The sequence below is a fragment of the Steroidobacter flavus genome (genome assembly GCF_042651805.1).
GTDB lineage: Bacteria > Pseudomonadota > Gammaproteobacteria > Steroidobacterales > Steroidobacteraceae > Steroidobacter > Steroidobacter flavus.
This window is the reverse complement of record NZ_JBHSDU010000001.1, coordinates 983959-1006909: the sequence shown is the minus strand read 5'-3', so window position 1 is coordinate 1006909 and position 22951 is coordinate 983959. Positions and strand designations below refer to the sequence as shown.

The 22951-nt window shown below is 62.8% G+C and carries 22 protein-coding genes; 16 read left to right on the top strand and 6 right to left on the bottom strand.

The genetic code is table 11. The annotated features are described in order from the left end of the window. Positions 1 to 34: 34 nt before the first annotated feature. Both ACFPN2_RS04070 and smpB read right to left on the bottom strand, forming a co-directional pair. Positions 35 to 637 carry an EF-hand domain-containing protein gene (locus ACFPN2_RS04070; protein WP_380595227.1) on the bottom strand — a complete coding sequence of 201 codons (603 nt, stop codon included), beginning with the start codon at positions 635 to 637 and terminating at the stop codon, positions 35 to 37. A 152-nt stretch (positions 638 to 789) separates the two neighbouring features. Next, positions 790 to 1266: an SsrA-binding protein SmpB gene (gene smpB / locus ACFPN2_RS04065; RefSeq protein ID WP_380595225.1), complete on the bottom strand. Its 477-nt coding sequence runs from the start codon at positions 1264 to 1266 to the stop codon at positions 790 to 792. A gap of 29 nt (positions 1267 to 1295) precedes the next feature. Between smpB and ACFPN2_RS04060 the strand changes: the two genes are divergently transcribed. Beyond that, positions 1296 to 1733 carry a type II toxin-antitoxin system RatA family toxin gene (locus ACFPN2_RS04060; RefSeq protein WP_380595223.1) on the top strand — a complete coding sequence of 146 codons (438 nt, stop codon included), beginning with the start codon at positions 1296 to 1298 and terminating at the stop codon, positions 1731 to 1733. Then, on the top strand, positions 1720 to 2031 hold the full coding sequence (locus tag ACFPN2_RS04055; protein ID WP_380595221.1) for an RnfH family protein: 312 nt from the start codon (positions 1720 to 1722) through the stop codon (positions 2029 to 2031). The genes ACFPN2_RS04060 and ACFPN2_RS04055 overlap by 14 nt, the downstream gene beginning before the upstream one ends. 6 nt (positions 2032 to 2037) lie before the next feature. Here the strand turns inward: ACFPN2_RS04055 and ACFPN2_RS04050 are convergent, their stop codons facing one another. Continuing rightward, positions 2038 to 2415: an outer membrane protein assembly factor BamE gene (locus ACFPN2_RS04050; protein WP_380595220.1), complete on the bottom strand. Its 378-nt coding sequence runs from the start codon at positions 2413 to 2415 to the stop codon at positions 2038 to 2040. 111 nt (positions 2416 to 2526) lie between these two features. On the opposite strand from ACFPN2_RS04050, the gene fur reads away from it, so the two are divergent. Then, positions 2527 to 2964, top strand: coding sequence for a ferric iron uptake transcriptional regulator (gene fur, locus ACFPN2_RS04045; RefSeq protein ID WP_129778936.1), 438 nt, complete (start codon positions 2527 to 2529; stop codon positions 2962 to 2964). Between the two features lie 52 nt (positions 2965 to 3016). Here fur and recN read toward each other — a convergent pair whose 3' ends face one another. Both recN and ACFPN2_RS04035 read right to left on the bottom strand, forming a co-directional pair. Next, complete coding sequence (gene recN, locus ACFPN2_RS04040) at positions 3017 to 4801, bottom strand: DNA repair protein RecN (protein ID WP_380595217.1); 1785 nt, start codon at positions 4799 to 4801, stop codon at positions 3017 to 3019. Positions 4802 to 4819: 18 nt separating this feature from the next. Next, positions 4820 to 5740, bottom strand: a complete 921-nt coding sequence (locus ACFPN2_RS04035) for an NAD(+) kinase (protein ID WP_380595215.1) — start codon at positions 5738 to 5740, stop codon at positions 4820 to 4822. A 265-nt stretch (positions 5741 to 6005) separates the two neighbouring features. Here ACFPN2_RS04035 and hrcA point away from each other — a divergent pair, with 265 nt between their 5' ends. The 9 genes from hrcA (at position 6006) to ACFPN2_RS03990 (ending at position 17625) form a co-directional block, all read left to right on the top strand. Continuing rightward, positions 6006 to 7067 (top strand): heat-inducible transcriptional repressor HrcA, encoded by a 1062-nt coding sequence (gene hrcA / locus ACFPN2_RS04030; protein WP_380595213.1) that lies wholly within the window; start codon positions 6006 to 6008, stop codon positions 7065 to 7067. Between the two features lie 159 nt (positions 7068 to 7226). Then, on the top strand, positions 7227 to 7745 hold the full coding sequence (grpE, locus tag ACFPN2_RS04025; protein ID WP_380595211.1) for a nucleotide exchange factor GrpE: 519 nt from the start codon (positions 7227 to 7229) through the stop codon (positions 7743 to 7745). Positions 7746 to 7896: 151 nt separating this feature from the next. Next, positions 7897 to 9825, top strand: a complete 1929-nt coding sequence (gene dnaK / locus ACFPN2_RS04020) for a molecular chaperone DnaK (protein ID WP_380595209.1) — start codon at positions 7897 to 7899, stop codon at positions 9823 to 9825. A gap of 121 nt (positions 9826 to 9946) precedes the next feature. Then, complete coding sequence (gene dnaJ, locus ACFPN2_RS04015; RefSeq protein ID WP_380595207.1) at positions 9947 to 11077, top strand: molecular chaperone DnaJ; 1131 nt, start codon at positions 9947 to 9949, stop codon at positions 11075 to 11077. A gap of 9 nt (positions 11078 to 11086) precedes the next feature. Then, on the top strand, positions 11087 to 11899 hold the full coding sequence (dapB, locus tag ACFPN2_RS04010; RefSeq protein WP_380595206.1) for a 4-hydroxy-tetrahydrodipicolinate reductase: 813 nt from the start codon (positions 11087 to 11089) through the stop codon (positions 11897 to 11899). Positions 11900 to 12067: 168 nt separating this feature from the next. After that, positions 12068 to 13273: a glutamine-hydrolyzing carbamoyl-phosphate synthase small subunit gene (carA, locus tag ACFPN2_RS04005; protein ID WP_380595204.1), complete on the top strand. Its 1206-nt coding sequence runs from the start codon at positions 12068 to 12070 to the stop codon at positions 13271 to 13273. A 10-nt stretch (positions 13274 to 13283) separates the two neighbouring features. Next, positions 13284 to 16550 carry a carbamoyl-phosphate synthase large subunit gene (carB, locus tag ACFPN2_RS04000; RefSeq protein WP_380595202.1) on the top strand — a complete coding sequence of 1089 codons (3267 nt, stop codon included), beginning with the start codon at positions 13284 to 13286 and terminating at the stop codon, positions 16548 to 16550. After that, positions 16547 to 17023: a transcription elongation factor GreA gene (gene greA / locus ACFPN2_RS03995; RefSeq protein ID WP_380595199.1), complete on the top strand. Its 477-nt coding sequence runs from the start codon at positions 16547 to 16549 to the stop codon at positions 17021 to 17023. Before carB ends, greA begins: the two co-directional genes overlap by 4 nt. Before the next feature lie 128 nt (positions 17024 to 17151). Next, a complete protein-coding gene (locus ACFPN2_RS03990) occupies positions 17152 to 17625 on the top strand; it encodes a DUF4149 domain-containing protein (RefSeq protein ID WP_380595197.1) in 474 nt (157 codons plus the stop codon). On the opposite strand, the gene yhbY is transcribed toward ACFPN2_RS03990, so the two are convergent. Continuing rightward, entirely contained in the window at positions 17622 to 17933 is a 312-nt protein-coding gene (gene yhbY, locus ACFPN2_RS03985; protein WP_380595195.1) for a ribosome assembly RNA-binding protein YhbY, read from the bottom strand. The two genes, ACFPN2_RS03990 and yhbY, sit on opposite strands and share 4 nt — an antisense overlap. On the opposite strand from yhbY, the gene rlmE reads away from it, so the two are divergent. The 4 genes from rlmE (at position 17932) to glmM (ending at position 22942) form a co-directional block, all read left to right on the top strand. After that, positions 17932 to 18555 carry a 23S rRNA (uridine(2552)-2'-O)-methyltransferase RlmE gene (gene rlmE, locus ACFPN2_RS03980; RefSeq protein WP_380595193.1) on the top strand — a complete coding sequence of 208 codons (624 nt, stop codon included), beginning with the start codon at positions 17932 to 17934 and terminating at the stop codon, positions 18553 to 18555. The two genes, yhbY and rlmE, sit on opposite strands and share 2 nt — an antisense overlap. Positions 18556 to 18705: 150 nt before the next feature. Further along, entirely contained in the window at positions 18706 to 20640 is a 1935-nt protein-coding gene (gene ftsH / locus ACFPN2_RS03975) for an ATP-dependent zinc metalloprotease FtsH (RefSeq protein ID WP_380595191.1), read from the top strand. A 76-nt stretch (positions 20641 to 20716) separates the two neighbouring features. After that, complete coding sequence (folP, locus tag ACFPN2_RS03970) at positions 20717 to 21574, top strand: dihydropteroate synthase (RefSeq protein ID WP_380595189.1); 858 nt, start codon at positions 20717 to 20719, stop codon at positions 21572 to 21574. A gap of 18 nt (positions 21575 to 21592) precedes the next feature. Then, the gene (gene glmM / locus ACFPN2_RS03965) at positions 21593 to 22942 is read left to right on the top strand and encodes a phosphoglucosamine mutase (RefSeq protein WP_380595187.1); all 1350 of its coding nucleotides are present in this window, start codon (positions 21593 to 21595) and stop codon (positions 22940 to 22942) included. Positions 22943 to 22951 lie beyond the last annotated feature (9 nt).

Here is a 22951-nt window from a genome sequence, read left to right as displayed (position 1 = left end):
TGATCGTCGATGGCATTTACCCGCGACCGAGAGCTCAGGCCGCAACACTCAACGAGCTGGCCGAGCTCGAAGAAGAAGAGCCGACCGCCGTGTACTGGCTGACCAGCGACGACAGCAGCTTCTCGAAGTTCATGCCACCGCCGCCGTGATCGATGTCGTCCACGCTTGGGCCTTTACCGGATTCATCGGCCCGGCTGCTCATGAAGGTTTCGAGCTCGGTTTTGGAGATCGAGCCGTCGCCGTCCGTGTCGATGCTCGAGAACATATCGCTCGAGTCTTCATCCGACGGTGGCGGAGGCGGTGGGCCGCCGTGGCCCATTTGCATTTGCGAGCTCATCAACTGCGTCTTCAGCTGATCGAACAGCGCGCTCGCGTTGTCGGTCAGCTCGGTCTCGCTGATCGAGCCGTTGCCGTCGCTGTCGAGCGTTTTGAGTGCAGCGGCCGAGTCGATCGAGCTGCCGGTTTTCTCGCCGACGTAGTCGAGAAACGAAGTGAGCTCGGTCGCATCGATGGACTTGTCGCCGTTGGTGTCCACCTTGCTGAACAACTGCTGTTGCAGTTTGGATGTATCCGCGGCACGCGTTTGCGTGCTCGCGTACGACGAGTAGCAGCTACTCATCGAAATCGCGCTAGTCATGTTTCCTCCGGTAAGCGTTACGCCGCACGGTGCGGCTCACCGTGCACACTGCATGGCGACGCGTCCAGATCCCGTGAGCAACTGTAACGGCGTGACGCGTTCGTCACTTTGACGGCGCCACGCCAGGAAACAGGCAGGGAATGTCTTAAGTTTCAGCGCTTCGAATGTTTCATTAAGCGCGATTTCTCGCGCTGCCAGTCACGATCCTTCGAGGTGGCGCGCTTGTCATGTTCCTTCTTGCCCTTGGCCAGACCGACACGCAACTTGGCGCGTCCGGCCTTCCAATACATTTCCAACGGCACCAGGGTGTAACCCTTGCGCTCGACGGCACCGACCAGCCGACTCAGCTCCGCGCGGTTCAGCAACAGCTTGCGCGTGCGGATCGGATCGGGGATCACGTGTGTGGAGGCGGTGGGCAGGGCAGAGACGTGCGCGCCATAGAGGAAGGCTTCGGCGTTCTTCAAGAACACGTACGCTTCCTTCAGCTGCACGCGCCCGGCGCGCATGCTCTTGACCTCCCAGCCTTGCAACGACAGACCGGCCTCGTACGTCTCTTCGATGAAGTACTCGTGGCGGGCCTGGCGGTTCTCGGCGATGGTCGGGTTATTGTCGGCTTTCTGCTTGCTCATAGAGGGCGCGGATTGTACCGTGCCGGCGCATGCGTGAAGTAACTCGAAGTGCCCTGGTCCCCTATACGGCGGAACAAATGTTCGCGCTGGTGGAGGACATTGAGCGGTATCCGCAGTTCGTACCGTGGATTTCCGCCGCCAAATTGCTGGAAAGCACGCCGGAACAGGTCACCGGCAAGCTGGAAATGCACAAAGCGGGCGTGCGCGAGACGTTCACGACGCGCAATTTTCTGAAACGTCCCACCGAGATGTTAATGACGCTGGTGGACGGGCCTTTCAAGACCTTCGAGGGCCGTTGGACGTTCACGCCGCTCGGCGACAAGGGAGTGAAGGTCGGGCTCACGGTCCGGTTCGAGTTCGCCAGCGCCATGCTCAACATGCTGTTGTCGCGCACCTTCGAGAAGAACTGTAGCGAGCTGATCGATGCCTTCGTCGAGCGCGCTCGCGCGACCTATGGAAAAAAGTGAGTTGCTACGCATCCGCGTGGTGTACGCGCTGCCGGATCAGCAACCGAGTGTCGATTTGCAAGTGCCACCTGGCACGTCGCTCACCGAAGCGGTGAATCGCTCGGGCCTGCTGCAGAAATTCCCGGAAGCCGCGGCGCGCCCGCTGGCCTGCGCAATTTTCGGGCGGGCAGTGCCGCTTACCTATGAGCTGCGCGATGGCGACCGCATCGAGATCCTGCGGCCGCTGCTGATCGATCCCAAGCAGAGCCGGCGCGAAGCGGCTGAGCGCAGCCGCGCCGAAGCTCAACGTCGAAAGTAATCCGCCTCAATTCGCCGCGGCAGTCTTCGCCTCGGGCGGCTTCTTCAGCTCCGGCACCGTGTCGGTCGGCCGATCGATGCGCTCCACTTTATCGGTCGGGTCGAAGAACACGATGAAGTGACGCTTCTGCGGCTCGCTCCAGCGACCGCGCTTGAAGTAGTAGAGGTAGTCCCAGCGCTGACTCACGAACGGGTCGGCGACCATGGGCGTACCGAGAAGCGATCTCACCTGGACGCGGGTCATGCCAATCGCGACGCGGTCAATGTCCTCTTTGTCGAGAAAATTGCCTTGTTGAATATCGACGCGGTGGACGCATCCTGTGAGCCCGCCGGCCAGCAGCGCGGAGGCGATCAGCGAGGCCAGTATGTACTTGATTCGTGTCATTTCGGGGTGGAGCCAGCGGCTGGGCTGCGAGATAATGCGGCAGGATGATACTCAAAAGCGCATCGTCTCGCAGCGGGACGCTCGCCGACGTTCGATCTGAGGACCAAGCACGTGGAAACCAATGATTTGCGCAAGGCCGGGCTCAAGGTCACGTTGCCTCGGATCAAGATTCTCGAGATTCTCGGCACGGCCACGCCGCGACACATGAGCGCGGAAGACATTTATAAGCACTTACTCGAATCGCACGAGGATATCGGCCTCGCCACGGTGTACCGGGTGTTGACGCAGTTCGAGGCCGCGGGGCTGGTGACGCGTCATCACTTCGAGGGCACCACGGCGGTGTTCGAGCTCAACGAGGGCCAGCATCATGACCACATTGTGTGCTTAGGTTGCGGCCGCGTGGAAGAGTTCATGGATGCGGGCATCGAGGAGCGCCAGCGCCAGGTCGCGGCCCGGCTGAAGTACGAGCTGAAGGATCACTCCATGATCCTGTACGGCTACTGCAGCCGCCCGGATTGCCCGGCAAGAAACCAGAAGAGCCGCAACTGATGCTTCGTCGGGTCGAAAGCGGCCATGGCCCTTTCGACCCGGAATCGCCGGCTTAGCGCCGCGCCGGCTTCTTTTTCGCGGCCGGAGCTGCGGCCTTGGCCGAAGCCTTGCTGGCACCAGCCGCCGCGGCCTTGACCGGAGCCGCCTTCGGAGCGCTCTTCGCCGGCGCTGGCCGCAACATCTCGGCGGCATGTTCCCGCGCCTTATCGGTCACGTTGATACCGCCCAGCATGCGGGCAATTTCTTCCACGCGCTCATCGGCAGTCAGCGGGTGAAGGGCCGTGCGGGTGGTCTTGCCATCCGTCAGCTTGGTCACTCGGACATGCGCATGCGCCTGGCTGGCGACCTGGGGCAGATGGGTTACGCAGAGCGCCTGCGCCCGTTCACCCAGGGTTCGCAGCTGACGGCCGACGATTTCCGCCACGCCGCCACCCACACCGGCATCGACCTCGTCGAACACCAGGCAGGCCAGCGAACCGGCGAGGGCGTCGGTCTGCACAGCGGCTACCTGAATGGCAAGGCTGATACGTGACAACTCACCGCCCGACGCCACTTTGGCGAGCGGGCGAGGCGGCTGACCGGGGTTGGCGCTCACCAGGAATTCGATGTCGTCGGCGCCATTCGCGCCGGCGGACTCGGCGGCGCGCACATCGATCTGAAACTTGCCGCCCGGCATGCCGAGGGTTTGCATCAGCGTGCTGATATTCGTACCCAACGACTTCGCGGCGGACTTACGCGCAGCCGTCAACTTGTCGCAGGCCGCGGTGAATTTTTTCTGAGCGTCTTCCAGGCGCTTCTCGATCTGCGCCATGGACGCCTCCAGCGAATCGAGCCGCTGAAACTCCTGCTGCAACTCCGCTTGCAGGTCGAGCAGAGCACTGACTTCGACGCGATGTTTGCGCGCGATCGATTCCATGGTCGCGAGCCGGTCCTCGACCCACTCCTGACGCTGCGGATCGGCTTCGAGGTCGGACTCGTAACGTTCCACCGCTTCGACGCCTTCGCGAAGCGCGATCAAGCTCTCATCGATCAATCGCGCCATCGGTGCGAACGTCGGATCCAGTTCACCGACATGGCGCGCGGTGCTGAGGGCCCGCGAGATCGCCTGTTCAGCGCTCACATCTTCGGCTTCACGCAGCAGCTGAATGATTTCTCGCGCACCCGAAGCGAGCCGGCCGCGTTGTGACAACCGGGTCCGCTCAGCGCCCAGCTCATCGGCTTCGCCGGCCTTGAGATCCAACGCTTGCAGTTCGCTCGTGTGATAACGCAGCAGCTCGAGTCGAGCTTCGCGGTCCTGCGCCGAGGCGGCCGCGCGATCGCGTTCTTCTTTGACCTGCGACAACGTGCGCCAGGTTTCGCTGACCGCGCTCAGCAGCTCGCGATGTTCGCCGCTCTGGTCCAGCAACTCGCGTTGAGCGGAGCGACGAACCAGCGACTGATATTCCATCTGGCCGTGGACATCGACGAGCGTCTCGCCGAGCTGGCGCAGTGACTGCACAGACATCGTCTGGCCATTGACATAAGCACGCGAGCGACCGTCCGCGGAGATCACTCGACGCAACACGCATTCACCTTCGTGCTCGATGGATTGCTCGTTGAGCCAGGCGTGTGCCGCGGCGTTCTTTTCGATCGCGAAGGTCGCCGACACTTCAGCGCGCTCGGCGCCATGACGAACGACTTCGGCGCCGGCGCGTCCGCCGGCCGCGAGCAGCAACGCATCGACCAGGATCGACTTACCCGCGCCGGTCTCGCCGGTCAGCACGGTCAAGCCCGGGCCAAGCTCCAGCTCGACCGCGTCGATGATGGCAAAGTCGCGGATCTGAATATGAGTGAGCATCTTCGCGTGGGTGAAACGTTATTCTGAGGTTGGGTCGGGGTACGGGGCGGTACGGTCACCGCGGCCCCAGCGCAGCTTCGAGCGCAGCGTGCGATAGTAATCGTGATCGGCGGGATGGAGGAGAGTCACCTTGCCCGCGGCGGGTTGAACGATCAGCCGATCTCCCTGAGAGAGCGCGCCGAGTGACACGCCATCGCAGGTGACCTGGCCGTTGCTGTCCGGCCGGTCGAGCAGCCGCACTTCGATGACGGCATTGCTTCGGACCACGATGGGCCGGTCCGACAAGGTGTGCGGGCAGATCGGTGCCAGCACCATGGCATCCAGTCCCGGATAAAGAATCGGACCGCCACACGACAGTGCATAAGCGGTCGAGCCGGTGGCCGTCGCGATCACCAAGCCGTCGCCGCCGTGAGTGTTCACGTAGCGGCCGTCGATGTACGTCTCGAAATCCAGGATGCGACCGGTCTGCCACTTCTGCAGAACGACGTCGTTCAGACCGTTGCAGTGACGATCCGGCTGACCGGGCGAGCTCAACGTCGCCTGCAACATCGCGCGCTGATCGCTCACATAACGGCCGGCGAGAATTTCATCGACGCGCGTGCTGAGCTCGGTAGGGCCGATGTCTGCTAGAAACCCGAGCCGGCCCCGATTGATACCGAGCACCGGCAGTCCGCGCGGAGCGGCGAGCCGGGCCGCATGCAACATCGAGCCGTCGCCGCCAACCGCGATCAACAGGTCCGCGATCGCGCACAGCTCCGATTCAGGAAGCTGCTCGACGGTGACGCCGCGGTAGTCGACGCTCGTCGCCTCATCGATGAGCACGCGCCGTGCCCGGCTGTGCAGATGAGCAGCGAGAGCCTGCAAGGACTCGACGACCCGCGAATCTCGCGTGTTGCCGATGATGGCGATGGTTCGAAAGGGTTGGGGCGCTGCGGGCATGGATGCGGTTTTTAGCACGGACCCATGTCAGCCAGCCACGCGAATCCAGGTTGTGAACCGGGGAGGGGTCACAATATCTCCCTTATCGAACGCAGCCGCGCCTAAGGGGCGAGCTGCTTGATCCGCGCCCGGCGCCGTGTTTAGCTTACTCAGGCAGTCGGGCATCGCAGCGCAAGCTGGGGCAAAATGCCTTCTGTCACATAGGTTTGAGTCTTAGATGCGGCCGGGGCGTAGTGCTTCGATGCAAGCCGCCCGAACCGGAACGATGGCCACCCAAAACGACGAATCGCTGAATGAACGCTCGCAGCAGTTGCTGAGACTGCTGGTCGAGCACTATATCCGCGACGGGCAACCCGTCGGGTCCCGCACGCTGTCCCGTGATCTGGGGCTGAACCTGAGCGCGGCGACCATCCGCAATGTCATGGCGGATCTGGAAGAGCTTGGCTTCGTCACTTCACCGCATACCTCGGCGGGCCGCGTGCCTACCGACAAAGGTTATCGTTTCTTCGTCGACACGCTGCTGAAATACGAGCCGCTGGATGACGAGAAGATCGCCGCCATTCAGTCGCGCTTCGGCGAGCACAGCGCCGATCACAAATCGCTGGTCGCCGCCGCTTCGCAGATGTTATCGAGCGTCACGCGCCTCGCCGGTGTGGTGACCTTGCCGCGTCAGAGTCATTCGGCGCTCAGTCAGATCGAATTCGTGCCGTTATCGGATAACCGGGTGCTGGCCATCATGGTCGTAAACGGGCGCGAAGTGCAGAACCGCATCGTGCAACTGGATCGGCACTACAGCTCCGATGAGCTGCGGCGGGCGTCGAATTATCTGAATCAGGAATTCGGCGGCAAGGAATTGAGCGCCGTGCGCGAGCACTTGCTGACCCAGCTGAAAGAAACGCGAGAGTCGCTGAACCAGGTGATGCTCGACGCGATTCATCTGGCCCAGCACGTGGTCATGCCGTCGAACCCGCTGGGCGGCCGGATGGAATATGTCATCGCCGGCGAAACCAACCTGATGAGCTTTGCCGAGTTATCCAACGTCGAGAAACTGCGGCGCCTGTTCGAGGCGTTCACCCAGCAGCGCGACATCCTGCATCTGCTGGACCTGAGTCTGAAAGCCGACGGCGTGCAGATCTTCATCGGCCAGGAATCCGGCTACACCATCCTGGACGATTGCAGCCTCGTCACCGCCCCGTACACCCTTGATAAGGAAGTCGTCGGGGTGCTGGGGGTCATCGGCCCGACCCGCATGGCCTATGAGCGCATCATCCCCATCGTCGATATCACCGCGAAGCTGCTCGGCTCCGCCTTGAATTCGCGCGCCTGAGTCGCCATTCCCGTCGCGCCTGACCTGTCCCCTGGAGAGGTCAGGCATGAGGTCGGCCGCCTGATCAGGCAGAATGCCGCCCCTTTAAAGAAGCCGCGTCCCGAAACCTGCATCGCCGGCCGGGCACGGATCCCTTTTCGCGATAGGAGAAGCACATTCATGAGCACGCCCAACGAGCAGGATCGCCCGCCCGGCGCCGACGCCGCCCAGGCAGGGCCGGCCGGCGATCTGGCCACCGCCCTGGCAGCCGCCGAAGCCCGCGCCCTGGAAAGTCGCGACCTGTACATGCGGGCGCTCGCCGAGATGGAAAATATTCGCAAGCGTGCGTCGCGCGATGTAGAGCAGGCTCATAAGTACGCGGTCGACCGCTTTGCCAACGACCTGGTAGCCGTGAAGGACAGCCTGGAGCTCGGCCTGTTGGCCGCCGGCGACGCGCAGACCCTGCGCGCCGGCACCGAAGCCACCCTGAAATTGCTGGCCAAGGCCTTCGAGAAGAACGGTCTGACCGAGATCGACCCCCTGGGTCAGCCGTTCAATCCGGAGCAGCACGAAGCCATGGCAATGCAACCCTCGGCCGAGCACGTGCCCGACAGCGTCACGCAGGTGGTGCAGAAGGGCTACCAGCTGAACGGCCGGCTGCTTCGCCCGGCGCGGGTGATCGTCGCCAGGGCGCCCTGATCGGCTGTCAGCGGGGCCTTGTAAACGTCGGCACGATCCGCAGATATCGCGGCAAGACGGCCGATGTTGAGGGCAAGAACCCGCGCACCTGGCCAGATTTACAGACTGAATTCTCAAACTCTAACGGATAATTTGCAGGAGACATTGGGCCATGAGCAAAGTCATCGGCATCGACCTCGGCACGACCAACTCGTGCGTCGCGATCATGGAAGGCGGCAAGCCGCGCGTGATCGAAAACAGCGAAGGCGATCGCACCACGCCGTCGATCGTGGCGTTCACCAAGGACAATGAAGTGCTGGTCGGCCAGTCGGCGAAACGCCAGGCCGTGACCAATCCGCAGAACACCCTGTTCGCGATCAAGCGCCTCATCGGCCGCCGCTTCGACGATGCCGTCGTCCAGAAGGACGTCGACATGGTTCCGTACAAGATCGCCAAGGCTGACAACGGCGATGCCTGGGTGGAAGTGCAGGGCAAGAAGATGGCGCCGCAGGAAATCTCCGCGCGCGTACTCATGAAGATGAAGAAGACCGCCGAGGATTTCCTTGGCACCACGGTCACCGAAGCTGTCATCACCGTGCCCGCTTACTTCAACGACTCGCAGCGTCAGGCGACCAAAGACGCCGGCCGCATCGCCGGTCTGAACGTCAAGCGCATCATCAACGAGCCGACCGCGGCCGCGCTGGCCTATGGCCTGGACAAGCAGGGCGGCGATCGCAAGATCGCGGTGTATGACCTGGGTGGCGGCACGTTCGACGTGTCCATCATCGAAGTGGCCGATGTCGACGGCGAGCGTCAGTTCGAAGTGCTCGCGACCAACGGCGACACGTTCCTCGGCGGCGAGGACTTCGACAAGCGCGTCATCGACTACCTCGGCGAAGAGTTCAAGAAGGAAAGCGGCGTCGACGTGCGTCGCGATCCGCTGGCCATGCAGCGCCTGAAGGAAGCGGCCGAAAAGGCCAAGATCGAGCTGTCCTCCAGCCAGCAGACCGAAATCAATCTGCCGTACATCACGGCCGACGCTTCCGGTCCGAAGCACCTCAACATCAAGCTGACTCGCGCCAAGCTCGAGTCGCTGGTCGAGGACCTGGTGACCAAGACGGTCGAGCCGTGCCGGATTGCGCTCAAGGACGCGGGCCTGTCGATCAAGGACATTTCCGAAGTGATCCTGGTCGGCGGTCAGACCCGCATGCCGTTGGTGCAGAAGGCGGTGAAAGATTTCTTCGGCCAGGAGCCGCGCAAGGATGTGAACCCGGATGAAGCCGTGGCCGTGGGTGCCGCGATTCAGGGCGGCGTGCTGTCCGGCGAAGTGAAGGACGTGCTGCTGCTCGACGTGACGCCGCTGTCGCTCGGTATCGAGACGCTCGGCGGTGTGATGACCAAGCTGATCGAGAAGAACACCACGATTCCCACCAAGGCGAATCAGACCTTCTCGACCGCCGACGACAACCAGGGCGCCGTGACCATTCACGTGCTGCAGGGTGAGCGTCAGCGTGCGCACGACAACAAGTCGCTGGGCCAGTTCAACCTGGAAGGCATTCCGCCGGCGCCGCGTGGCATGCCGCAGATCGAAGTCACGTTCGACATCGATGCCAACGGCATCCTGAACGTGTCGGCGAAGGACAAGGCCACCGGCAAGGAACAGAAGATCGTCATCAAAGCGTCGTCCGGTCTGAACGAGGACGAGATCAAGCGCATGGTGAAGGACGCCGAGGCGCACGCCGAGGAAGATCGCAAGTTCCGCGAGCTGGTCGAGGTTCGTAACAAGGCCGACGCGCTGGTGCACGGGACCGAGAAGGCGTTGAAGGATCTGGGCGAGAAAGTGCCGCCCGCCGATCGCGCCAACATCGAAAATGCCGTGTCCGATCTGAAGCGCGCCCTGGGCGAGGACGACAAGGACATCATCGAGAAGAAGGCGGCCGAAGTGAGCCGTCTGGCCGCGGCCCTGGCGCAGCAGTCTGCTGAGGCCGGCGCTGGCCCCGGACCGGGCCCGCAAGGCGCGGCGGGCGGTGGCGGCGCGGGCGGCGGCAACGACGACGTGCTCGATGCCGAGTTCGAAGAAGTCAAAGACAAGAAGAAGTAATCGCGATGGCCGGGCCCGGCGGATGTGATGTCCGCCGGGCCCGATCTTTGTATTCAGGTGGCTGACGCCGGCGCACGCAGGCATCATGCCGCCATCTTTGCGTGGGGTTGATGCCGCGAAAATGTCCAAGCGCGACTACTACAAGGTGCTCGATGTAGCCCGCACGGCCACGGAGGCCGAGATCAAGAAGTCTTATCGCCGTCTGGCGATGAAGTTTCATCCCGACCGCAATCCCAACGACGCGGAAGCCGAAGAGAAATTCAAGGAGTGCAAGGAAGCGTACGAGGTGCTGACCGACGCGCAGAAGCGCGCCATTTACGATCAGCACGGTCACGACGGCCTGGCGGCCCGGGGCGGCGGCGGTGGCTTCAGCGCCTCCGACGCGTTCAGCGACATTTTCGGCGATGTGTTTGGTGACATTTTCGGCGGCGGCCGTCGCGGCGGACGTCAGCAGGTGTTTCGTGGCGCCGATCTGCGCTACGACCTCGAGCTCGATCTCGAGCAGGCCGTGTTCGGCCATTCTTCAGATATCGAATTCACCACGCTCGCAGAGTGCGAGCCGTGTCAGGGCTCCGGCGCCGCGCCCGGCTCCAAGCCGGTTACCTGCGACACCTGTAACGGTGCCGGTCAGGTCCGCATGCAACAGGGTTTCTTCGCGGTTCAGCAGACCTGCCCGCGCTGTAAAGGCCGCGGTCAGATCATCAGTCAGCCGTGCGATTCCTGCCTGGGGCAGGGTCGGTTGCGCAAAAAGAAATCGCTCAACATCAAAGTCCCGCAAGGCGTCGACAACGGCGACCGCATTCGTCTGACCGGCGAAGGCGAGGCCGGGCGCAACGGCGGGCCGCCGGGCGATCTGTACGTCGAGATCCGCGTCAAAGAGCATCCGATTTTCGAGCGCGACGGCAGTCATCTGTCGTGCGAAGTGCCGGTCAGCTTCACCACCGCGAGCCTGGGAGGCTCGATCGAAGTGCCCACGCTCGGCGGCAATGTCGAATTGAAAGTGCCGGGAGAAACCCAGTCCGGCCGGGTGTTCCGCCTGAAAGAGAAGGGCGTGAAGCCGGTGCGCGGCGGAGCGACGGGAGATTTGTTCTGTCGGGTCGTGGTCGAGACGCCGGTCAATCTCACCGAACATCAGAAGGAGCTGCTGCGCGCTTTCGATGCGTCCCTTCAGGACAGCCGGCGCAGCCACAGCCCGCGCGAGAGCACGTGGCTGGACGGCGTCAAACGTTTCTTCGACACCATTCGTAGCTGATTTCGCCCGATGGCCCAACACTCATTGCAGATCGCCGTGCTCGGCGTCAGCGGCCGGATGGGTCGCGCGTTGCTGACGGCGATCGACGAAGCTCCCGGCACGAAGCTCGGCGGCGCCTTGGCCTCGGCGAACAGCCGTTGGCTGGGTAAAGACGCGAGCGACGCCGGCGGCGGTCCGCAGAGGAATGTCACGGTCGAGGCCGATCCGGCGGCGGCGTTGCGTAACGCGCAGGTCGCCATTGATTTCACATTGCCCGAAGCGACCGCTGCGAATCTCGCCGCCTGTGTCGCCAGCCATTGCCCGATCGTCATCGGCACGACCGGTCACAGCGAAGCGGTGCGGGCCCAGATCGCGGCCGCCGCGCACTCCATTCCTATCGTGATGGCGCCGAACATGAGCCTGGGCGTGAACCTGTTGCTGAAGCTGGTTGAACTGGCGGCGAGCAAGCTCGACGCCGATTACGACATCGAAGTGTTCGAGGCGCATCACCGGAACAAGAAAGATGCACCGTCGGGAACGGCGCTGGCACTGGGTGCGGCGGCGGCCGACGGACGAGATGTCAAATTGGCGGACGCTGCCGAATATTCCCGCCATGGGAATACCGGCGCACGCCAGCGCGGCTCCATCGGCTTCTCGGTATTCCGCGGTGGCGACGTAGTCGGCGACCACACAGTGACGTTCGCCGGCATCGGCGAGCGCATCGAGCTGACACATCGAGCCAGCGATCGCCTCGCTTTTGCGCGCGGCGCTGTAAAAGCCGCGCAGTGGCTCGTGGGCAAATCTCCCGGCCTGTATTCGATGCAGGACGTGCTCGGCCTCTAATTTGGGGCGGACAGGTGACAGACACGCGCATTTCGCTTTCATCACCTGGGCGACTCGCGTAGACTGCCGTCTTCAGCACGCGGTGAAAACACTTGTGGCGGGATAGGGCCTTAGGCGCCCATCTCGTCTTCCGCATGCGTGTCTGAAACAGATGACATCGGGAGCTACATGAACCACACCGGTAACGTGGCCGCTGTATTGGCACTCGAGGACGGGACCGTTTTCCACGGCCGCTCCATCGGCGCCAAAGGCAACACGACGGGCGAGGTGGTGTTCAACACCGCCATGACGGGCTATCAGGAAATCCTCACGGACCCGTCCTATTGCAGACAGATTGTTACTCTCACCTATCCGCACATCGGTAATACGGGCACCAATCCGGAAGACCTGGAAGCGGCATCGGTGTACGCGGCCGGTCTGATCATTCGTGATTTGCCAGCCGTCCATTCCAACTGGCGCGCCTCGGAATCCCTGGAGAGCTTTCTCCAGCGCGGCAAGATCGTCGCCATCGCGGACATCGACACTCGCAAGCTGACGCGAATCCTTCGTGAGAAGGGTGCGCTCGCCGGTTGCATCATGACGGGCGAGAAGGCCGATGCGACGGCGGCGGTGCACGCCGCGCGTAAATTCCCCGGCTTGAAGGGCATGGACCTGGCGAAGGTCGTGTCCACCAAGCGCGTGTATCAATGGAACGAAGGCACCAACTGGGGCGAGCATCAGGGACCGAAGTCGCGTCCGGGCCAGCGCGTGCACGTGGTCGCTTATGACTACGGCATCAAGCGTAACATCCTGCGTTGCCTCGCCGATCAGGGTTGTCGAGTCACCGTCGTGCCGGCGCAGACGCCGGCTGACAAAGTGCTAGCGATGAATCCGGACGGCATCTTCCTGTCCAACGGCCCCGGCGATCCGGAGCCGTGCACGTACGCGATCGAGGCGATCAAGAAATTCCTCGAGACCGACATTCCGGTGTTCGGTATCTGTCTCGGCCATCAGCTGCTGGGACTGGCGAGCGATGCGAAGACGGTGAAGATGAAGTTCGGCCATCACGGCGCGAATCATCCAGTGCAGGACATCGCGTCCGGCCGCGTGCTGATCTCCAGCCAGAATCACGGCTTCGCGGTCGACGAGAGCACGCTCGGCGCGAACGTGAAGGTGACTCACAAGTCGCTGTTCGACGGCTCGCTGCAAGGTATCGAGCGCACCGATTGTCCGGCCTTCAGCTTCCAGGGCCATCCCGAAGCGAGCCCGGGCCCGCAGGACGTGGGCCAGCTGTTCAGCAAGTTCACCGCCATGATCCACCAGCGGCTCGCCAGTGCGCAGTCCGCTCAGTCCCCGGCTGCCTCGAAAGACGGCCGCCGCGCCGCCGAAGGTTGACCGATCACACATGCCCAAACGTACCGACCTCCAAAGCATCCTGATCATCGGCGCCGGCCCCATCGTCATCGGCCAGGCGTGTGAGTTCGATTATTCCGGCGCGCAGGCCTGCAAGGCGCTCAAGGAAGAGGGCTATCGAGTCATTCTGGTGAACTCGAATCCGGCCACCATCATGACGGACCCCGAGTCCGCCGATGCGATCTACATCGAGCCCATCAACTGGCGCACGGTGGAACGCATCATCGAGAAGGAACGTCCCAGCGCGTTGCTGCCGACCATGGGCGGACAGACCGCGCTCAACTGCGCGCTCGATCTGGTGCGCGAAGGCGTGCTGGAGAAATACGGCGTCGAGCTGATCGCCGCGTCCCGTGAAGCCATCGACATGGCGGAAGACCGCGAGAAGTTTCGTAACGCCATGCGTGAGATCGGCCTGGAGTCGCCGCGCTCGAAGATCGCGCACAGCATGGAAGAAGCGCTGGCCGTGCAGTCCGAGATCGGCTATCCCACGATCATTCGTCCGTCGTTCACCATGGGCGGCTCGGGTGGCGGCATCGCGTACAACCGCGAAGAGTTCGTCACCATCGTCGAGCGCGGTCTGGACGCATCGCCGACTTCCGAAGTTCTCCTCGAAGAATCCGTCATCGGTTGGAAAGAGTACGAGATGGAGGTCGTGCGCGATCGCGCCGACAACTGCATCATCATCTGCTCCATCGAAAATCTGGATCCGATGGGCGTGCACACCGGCGATTCGATCACGGTCGCGCCGGCGCAGACGCTCACGGACAGGGAATATCAGATGATGCGCAACGCCTCGATCGCGGTGTTGCGCAAGATCGGCGTGGAGTGCGGTGGCTCGAACGTGCAGTTCGCGCTCAATCCTGCCGACGGCCGTCTGCTCATCATCGAAATGAATCCGCGTGTGTCGCGTTCGTCGGCACTCGCCTCGAAGGCAACGGGCTTTCCGATTGCGAAGGTCGCCGCGAAGCTCGCGGTCGGCTACACGCTCGATGAGCTGCGCAACGACATCACGGGCGGCGCCACGCCGGCCTCGTTCGAGCCGACCATCGACTACGTGGTCACGAAGATTCCGCGCTTCACGTTCGAGAAATTCCCGGGCGCCAACGATCGGCTCACGACCCAGATGAAGTCGGTGGGCGAGGCGATGGCCATGGGCCGCACCTTCCAGGAGTCGCTGCAGAAAGCGCTGCGAAGCATGGAAGTGGGCACCGACGGTCTCGATCCGTTGCTGACGCTGCCGCTCACCGAAGAACAGACGCACAAGATGCGCGAAGAGCTGCGCATGCCGGGCCCGAATCGCCTGCGCTATGTCGGCGATGCGTTCCGTGCCGGGCTGTCGTTCAACGAAGTGCAGTCGCTGTCGCGCATCGATCCCTGGTTCCTCTCGCAAATCCACGACATCGTGCTGGAAGAGCAGAAGGTGCAGGAAGGCGGCCTCGCGGCGTTCACGCGCGATCGCGTGTGGACTCTGAAGCGCAAGGGCTTCTCCGATCGTCGTCTCGCGACCTTGCTGGGGCTCGACGAAGCGAGCGTGCGTCGCAAGCGCGTCACCATGGGCATTCGCCCGGTGTACAAGCGCGTCGACACCTGCGCCGCCGAGTTCTCGACTTCGACTGCTTACATGTACTCGTCCTATGACGAGGAGTGCGAAGCGAATCCGACCGATCGCAAGAAGATCATGATTCTCGGCGGCGGTCCGAATCGGATCGGGCAGGGCATCGAATTCGACTACTGCTGCGTGCACGCGGCGCTGGCGCTGCGCGAGGCGGGCTTCGAGACCATCATGGTCAACTGCAATCCCGAGACCGTTTCCACCGACTACGACACGTCGGATCGTCTGTACTTCGAGCCGCTGACGTTCGAAGACGTTATGGAGATCATCGACAAAGAGAAGCCGGTCGGTGTGATCGTTCAGTACGGCGGGCAGACACCGTTGAAGCTGTGCCGCGCGCTCGAAGCCGCGGGCGCTCCGATCATCGGCACGACGCCGGATGCGATCGACGTTGCCGAAGACCGCGAACGTTTCCAGCAACTCGTGCAGCAGCTGAATCTGAAGCAGCCGCCGAATTGCACGGCCCGCACCGAAGAGCAGGCCATCGCGATGTCCAAGACGGTCGGCTTCCCGCTGGTCGTGCGGCCTTCGTATGTGCTCGGCGGTCGCGCGATGGAAGTGGTCTTCAACGAAGACGATCTGCGCACTTACATGACCGATGCGGTGAAGGTGTCGAACGACAGTCCGGTGCTGCTCGATCGCTTCCTCGACCAGGCCATCGAAGTCGACGTCGACGCGATCTGCGACGGCGAGGACGTTTACATCGGCGGCATCATGGAACACGTCGAACAGGCGGGCGTGCATTCGGGCGACTCGGGTTGCTCGCTGCCGCCGAACAGCCTGTCGGCCGAGACGCAGGCCGATCTGAAAGAACAGACCCGCAAGCTGGCTCGCGGCTTGAAGGTCGTCGGCCTGATGAACATCCAGTTCGCGATTCAGAACGGCATCGTCTACATCCTCGAAGTGAATCCGCGTGCCTCGCGCACCGTGCCGTTTGTTTCTAAAGCGACCGGGGTGCCGCTCGCGAAGATGGCGGCGCGCGTGATGGCGGGCGCGAAGTTGAAAGAGCTCGGCTTGACCGAGGAGCGCGTGCCGAAGTTCTTCGCGGTGAAGGAATCGGTGTTCCCGTTCGCGAAGTTCCCCGAGGCCGATCCGATCCTCGGTCCGGAAATGAAATCCACCGGCGAGGTGATGGGCACCGGTCGCTCGTTCGGCGAGGCTTACGCCAAGGCGCAGCTCGCGTCCGGCGTGATTCTGCCGACGCGCGGCGTTTGTTTGATCAGTGTGCGCGACCGCGACAAGCCTTCGGCGGTGTTGCTGGCGCGTCGCCTGGTCGCGCAAGGTTTTGAAATCGTTGCAACGTCTGGCACTGCGGAAGCCATCACCAATGCGGGAATTCCTTGCCGCATGGCGAACAAGGTGCGTGAGGGTCGCCCTCATATCGTGGACATGATAAAAAACGACGAGATTTCGCTGATCGTCAATACCACCGAAGGCAAGCAGGCGATATTCGAATCGCGCTCCATCCGGCGCGAAGCGGTCCATAAGCGCGTCACGTACTACACAACCGTAGCGGCGGGACTGGCGACCTGCGATGCCATTGCCCACATGAACGAGGTCGACGTGAACCGATTGCAGGATCTGCATCAGGAGATCTCGCGCGATAGCGGGACGAGCGCCGGCCCGCGATTGGAGATCGCATCGTGAAACGTCTGCCGTTGACTTTGAAGGGCGCCGAGAAGCTGCGCACCGAGCTGAAGCGTTTGAAGAGCGAAGATCGTCCGCGCGTGATCCAGGCGATTGCCGAGGCGCGTGCGCATGGCGACTTGAGCGAGAACGCGGAGTATCACGCCGCGCGCGAGCAACAGAGCTTCATCGAAGGGCGCATCAAAGATATCGAAGCGCATCTGTCGAACTCGGAGATCATCGACGTGGCGTCGCTGCCGGCCACCGATAAAGTGGTGTTCGGTGCGACGCTCGACCTGGAAGATGAAGACACCGGCAACAAGGTGCTCTATCAAATCGTCGGCGACGCCGAGGCCGATATCAAACAAGGCCTGATCTCCGTGTCGTCGCCGATCGCGCGTGCGCTGGTCGGCAAATCGAAGGGCGATGTCGTGGACGTGGTCGCGCCGAACGGCACCAAGAGCTACGAGATCGTCGCGGTTCGATACCAGTAGCTCATAACGCCGCCGCATTGTTTTTTTTATGAGCTCGCCGCTGGCCCGGAACAACACCGGCAGTTTTCTGATCCGCAGCGGTACTGTCGGCGCCCGGAATGGGCGCTGACGAAGTAGGGCGCACCCGTATGGCCATCAGTGGAATCGAGGCAGCCCGGCCTGAGCGCCGCGTTTCGCGGCTGCTCGACTTCAGCTCGACGTTCCTGGTCACGCTCTGGGCCGGTTCGCTCTGGACGGTGTGCGGCATCGTCGCGCCGCAGTTGTTCGCGACCTTGCCGGAGCGAAAGCTTGCAGGCCAGATGGCGGCCCGGCTGTTTCATATCGAAACGTGGCTGGGCGTTGTCGTCGCCATCGCGCTCGTTGCAATCCTGGCCGCGCGCAAGGCGTTTGCGACCGGCAAGACGATTCTCTGGCTGATCCTGCTGACCGCGGCGGCGCCGCTGTCGAGCGAGCTGATTCTAGGCCCGATGATGAGCGCGGCCCGCGAAGCGAACGACATGGCCCGCTTCGGGATGCTTCACGGCGTCTCCGCCGTGCTGTTTCTGATCGCGTGTCTGAGTGCGCTGGCGCTGATGTGGAAGGCGCGCCAGCTGGATCGTTAATCCGCCGGAAGAATGATCTTCGGCTTGTCCTTGTGCGGACGATAGAACACACCCACATTGCCAATACGTTGGACCAAAGAGCTGCCGCTTTGCCTGGCCAGTTCGGCGAGAATGTTGTCCCGCTCTTCGCGATCGCCGACGCGGGCTTTCACTTTCACCAGCTCGTGGGCGCCGAGCGCGACATCGAATTCCTTCGCCACCCCGGGCGACAATCCGGACGAGCCGATGAGAACGACGGGATCGCGGCCATGGGCGAGGCCACGGAGGTACTTTTTCTGCTTTTCGGAAAGCTGCTGAGCTGAAGTCATGGCTAAGCGTACTAAATCGAGCCGCGAATGGCTTGCCGAACATGAGAGCGATCCGTACGTAAAGCAGGCACGGCAGATGGGCTATCGCTCGCGTGCCGTGTTCAAGCTGGAGGAGATCCAGCGCGCCGACCGGCTGATCCGCCCCGGCATGACCATCGTCGATCTGGGCGCGGCTCCGGGCGGCTGGAGCCAGCTGGCCGCCAAGCTGCTCCAGGGCAAGGGCCGGATCGTGGCCATGGACATCCTGCCCATGGACGCCATCGTGGGCGTCGAATTCATGCAGGGCGACTTTTCCGACGACTCGGTGCTGCAACAGTTGGAACAAATGCTCGGCGAGGACCGCCCGCAGCTTGTAATGTCCGATATGGCCCCAAATACCACCGGCATCGCCGATGTGGACCATGATCGTTCGATGCATCTGGTTGAACTTTCTCTGGATTTTGCCCGTCAACGGTTGACGCCGGGGGGCGATTTCCTGGTCAAGGTGTTCCAGGGACGGCACTTTCAGCCGTTCGTGAAGGCGCTCAGGGCCAGCTTCGGGTCGGTCAAGGTGCGTAAACCGGATGCCTCCCGCCAGCGAAGTCCGGAACTTTACCTCTTGGGCCGGGACTTTAAGGCTTAAGCTGGACGGTCTTACATTTCAGGTTGATCAGGATCAGGAAGTCGGTTATGGCGCGTCCCGGTCCGGTGGTGTAGTGTCAATCGGCGCCTACTTATTACTTCCAGGCTGCAGTCCTAAGGTCAAGAGGACGGGACGCACGAGGATGGGACTTTGAACGACCTAGCCAAGAACATCGTACTCTGGATCGTCATTGCCGTAGTTGTGGCCACCGTGGTCAGCAACTTCAGTGCGCGATCCGGCGGAGTGCAGGAGATGCCGTACTCCACCTTCCTGCAGCAGGTGAAGGACGGCGGTGTCGCCGAAGTCACCCTCAACAAGACGACGGATGTGATTCGCGGTGTGCGCGCCAACGGCGAGCAGTTCACCGTGAACAATCCCGAGACGGAAAATTCCGAGCTGATCGGCACGCTGATCGAGAACAACGTGAAGTTCTCCGGGGCCGCGCCCGAGCGTCAGTCGTTCCTGATGCAGCTGTTCATTTCCTCCTTCCCCATCCTGCTGCTGATCGCGGTGTGGGTGTACTTCATGCGCCAGATGCAGGGCGGCGCCGGCGGCAGGGGGGCCATGTCCTTTGGCAAGAGTCGCGCACGACTGCTGGGCGAGGACCAGGTGCAGGTCACCTTCGCCGATGTCGCGGGCGTGGACGAAGCCAAGGAAGAAGTGGTCGAGATCGTCGAGTTCCTGAAAGACCCGGGCAAGTTCCAGCGCCTGGGCGGCAAGATTCCGCGCGGCGTGCTGATGGTCGGCTCGCCGGGTACCGGTAAGACGCTGCTCGCCCGCGCCATCGCCGGCGAAGCCAAGGTGCCGTTCTTCACGATTTCCGGTTCGGACTTCGTCGAAATGTTCGTCGGCGTGGGCGCGAGCCGCGTGCGTGACATGTTCGACCAAGCCAAGAAGCACGCGCCGTGCATCATTTTCATCGACGAAATCGACGCCGTCGGTCGTCATCGTGGCGCCGGCCTGGGCGGCGGTCACGACGAGCGCGAGCAGACTTTGAACCAGCTGCTGGTCGAAATGGACGGCTTCGAAGGCACCGAGGGCGTGATCGTTATCGCCGCCACCAACCGTCCCGACGTGCTGGATCCGGCGCTGCTGCGTCCGGGCCGCTTCGATCGTCAGGTCGTGGTGCCGCTGCCGGACGTTCGCGGTCGCGAACAGATTCTCAAGGTCCACATGCGCAAGCTGCCGCTGGCTGAAGACGTGAAGCCGCAGGTGATCGCGCGCGGTACACCGGGCTTCTCGGGTGCCGACCTCGCCAACCTGGTCAACGAAGCTGCGTTGTTCGCCGCTCGTGCCAACCGTCGCACCGTGACGATGGACGAGTTCGAGCGCGCCAAGGACAAGATCATGATGGGCGCCGAGCGCCGCTCCATGGTCATGGACGAGCAGGAGAAGAAGCTCACCGCGTATCACGAGGCCGGTCACGCCATCATCGGCTTGACGGTGCCCGAGCACGATCCGGTTTATAAGGTCACCATCATCCCGCGCGGTCGCGCGTTGGGCGTGACGATGTTCCTGCCGGAAGCGGACCGTTACAGCACCAGCAAGCGTCGCTTGGAAAGCCGGATCAGCACGCTGTTCGGCGGCCGTATCGCCGAGGAAATCATCTTCGGGCCCGAGTCGATCACGACCGGCGCGTCGAACGACATCGAGCGTGCGACTGAAATCGCCCGCAACATGGTCACGAAGTGGGGCTTGTCCAATAAGCTCGGCCCGCTGACGTACAGCGAAGATCAGGGCGAAGTGTTCCTGGGTCGCCAGGTCACCCAGCACAAGCAGGTGTCCGATGTGACGGCGCACGCCATCGACGAGGAAGTGCGCTATCTCATCGACACGAACTACAAGCGTGCCAAGGACATCCTCGAGTCGAACCTGGACAAGCTGCACAAGATGTCCGAGGCGCTGATCAAGTACGAGACCATCGACGAGACGCAGATCAAGGACATCATGGAAGGCCGCGATCCGAAGCCGCCCGCCGGCTGGGACGACAGCGGCGCGCCGTTCGGTGGCAATGGCAGCGGCAAGGGCCGCGAGCGCGAGAAGGGCAGCGAAGCCCCGATCGGCAAGCCGGCCAGTCAGCACTAAGCAGCAGCTGGCAACTCGGTAGTTGGAGAGAGGCGCGGCAACGCGCCTCTTTCCGTTTCAGCTGGAAGCAATTTTCATGCAGCTGCGCTGTGGTTCTCGCACGGTGGATTTGTCCCAGCCCGTCGTGATGGGCATCCTCAATGTCACACCGGACTCGTTCTCCGACGGCGGCCGGTTCATCGATGTTTCCAAAGCGCTCGAGCACGCGCTGCGCATGATCGAGCAGGGCGCGGCAATGATCGACGTGGGCGGCGAATCCACGCGACCCGGCGCCAACGATGTGAGCGAAGAAGAAGAGATCCGCCGCGTCGTTCCGGTGATCGAAGCGCTGATCGCGCGCACCTCGATTCCTATCTCTATCGACACCAGCAAAGCGGCCGTCATGTCAGCCGCCGTCGCCGCTGGCGCAAGTTTGATCAATGACGTTCGCGCTCTTCAGGCGCCTGGGGCGCTGGAAGCCGCCGCTAAAACGGATGCAGCCGTCTGTCTCATGCACATGCAGGGGCAGCCCCGGACCATGCAGCACGAGCCGCGCTATGACGACGTAGTAGGGGAAGTGACGGCATTCCTGGAGCAGCGGGTCGAGGCCTGCCAGGCTGCCGGCATCGGCCGCGATCGCCTGGTTCTTGATCCGGGTATCGGTTTCGGCAAGCGGCTTGAGCATAATCTCGCCCTCCTGGCGCATCTGCCCGAGCTCGGACGGTCGGGCCTGCCGCTGCTGGTGGGCGTCTCGCGTAAATCCATGTTCCAGGCCCTGCTGGGCCGGCCGGTGGAGCAGCGCCTGGCAGGCGGGCTGGCAGTGGCAACCGCCGCGGTGTTAGCGGGGGCTGGTATCCTTCGCGTCCACGACGTGGCCGAGACGGTCGATGCCGTCAAAGTCGCCCAGGCCCTACGCGCCGCCGGTTATATCGCACGCGGGCCGATTGAAAACTAAGCGTTCGAGGGAGCAGCTTTGAGCCGTAAATACTTTGGCACCGATGGTGTGCGTGGCCGCGTTGGCGAGCATCCGCTCACCGTGGAATTCGCATTGAAGCTGGCGAGCTCGGCGGCGCGGGTGCTGGCGCCGAAGGGCGGCACGGTGCTGGTCGGCAAGGACACGCGCATCTCCGGTTACATGTTCGAGGCCGCGCTGGAAGCGGGCTTCGTCGCCTCGGGCGTGAACGTGATGTTGATCGGCCCGTTGCCGACGCCCGGCATCGCGTATCTCACCAAACGTTTCGAATGTGACTTCGGCGTGGTCATCAGCGCCTCTCACAATCCGTACGAGGACAACGGCATCAAGTTCTTCGATCGTAACGGCGGCAAGCTGAGCGACGAGATCGAAGCGCAGATCGAGCAGTATCTGGATGAGCCCGCGCTCACCCGCAGCTCCAGCGATCTGGGCCGCGCGACGCGCGTCGACAAGTCGCGCGTGCGTTATCAGGAATTTGTGATGAGCACCGTGCCGGGCCTGGATTTGTCGGGCTTCAAGCTGGTGATCGATTGCGCCAACGGTGCCGGTTACAAAGTCGGCCCGCGCATCCTCGCGGATCTCGGCGCTGAAATCGTGCCGATCGGCTCCTCGCCGAACGGCCGGAACATCAATCTGAATTGCGGCTCCACTTCGCCGAGCCTGTTACAACTCACTGTGCCCGGCGTGCAGGCGCAGGCGGGCATCGCGCTGGATGGCGACGGCGACCGCTTGGTGATGGTCGACAACCTCGGTCGCACCGTCGACGGCGATCAACTGCTGTACATCATCGCGCGGGCTCGCAAACAACAGGGTTTGCTGAAGGGGCCGGTGGTCGGCACCGTGATGAGCAATCTGGGCCTGGAACATTCGCTGCAGAAAGAGGGCATCGAATTCCGTCGCGCCAAGGTGGGCGATCGTTACGTGATGGAGATGCTCAAGGAGACCGGCGGCACGCTGGGCGGCGAAACCTCGGGTCATCTGCTGTGCCTCGATCACACCACCACCGGCGATGCATTGATCAGCGCGTTGCAGGTCCTGGCGATCATGAAGGAAACCGGCAGCAGCCTGGCCGAGCTGTCCGCGCCGATGCCGAAGTATCCGCAGGTGATGGAGAACGTGCGGGTCGCAAAGAAGATCGACCCGTTCAGCTCGGCGCAGATCAAAGAGGCGGTGGCCCGCGCCGAGGCGCGGCTGGCCGGCACCGGCCGCATCGTGCTGCGTCCGTCGGGCACTGAACCGGTGATCCGCGTCATGGTCGAAGGCAGGGACGAAAAGCAGGTCCGGGAGATCTGCCGGGAACTGGCCAGTGTGGTGGCGGCGGCCGCGGAGCAGAAGGTTGCCGTGGGTTAGTTCACCTAA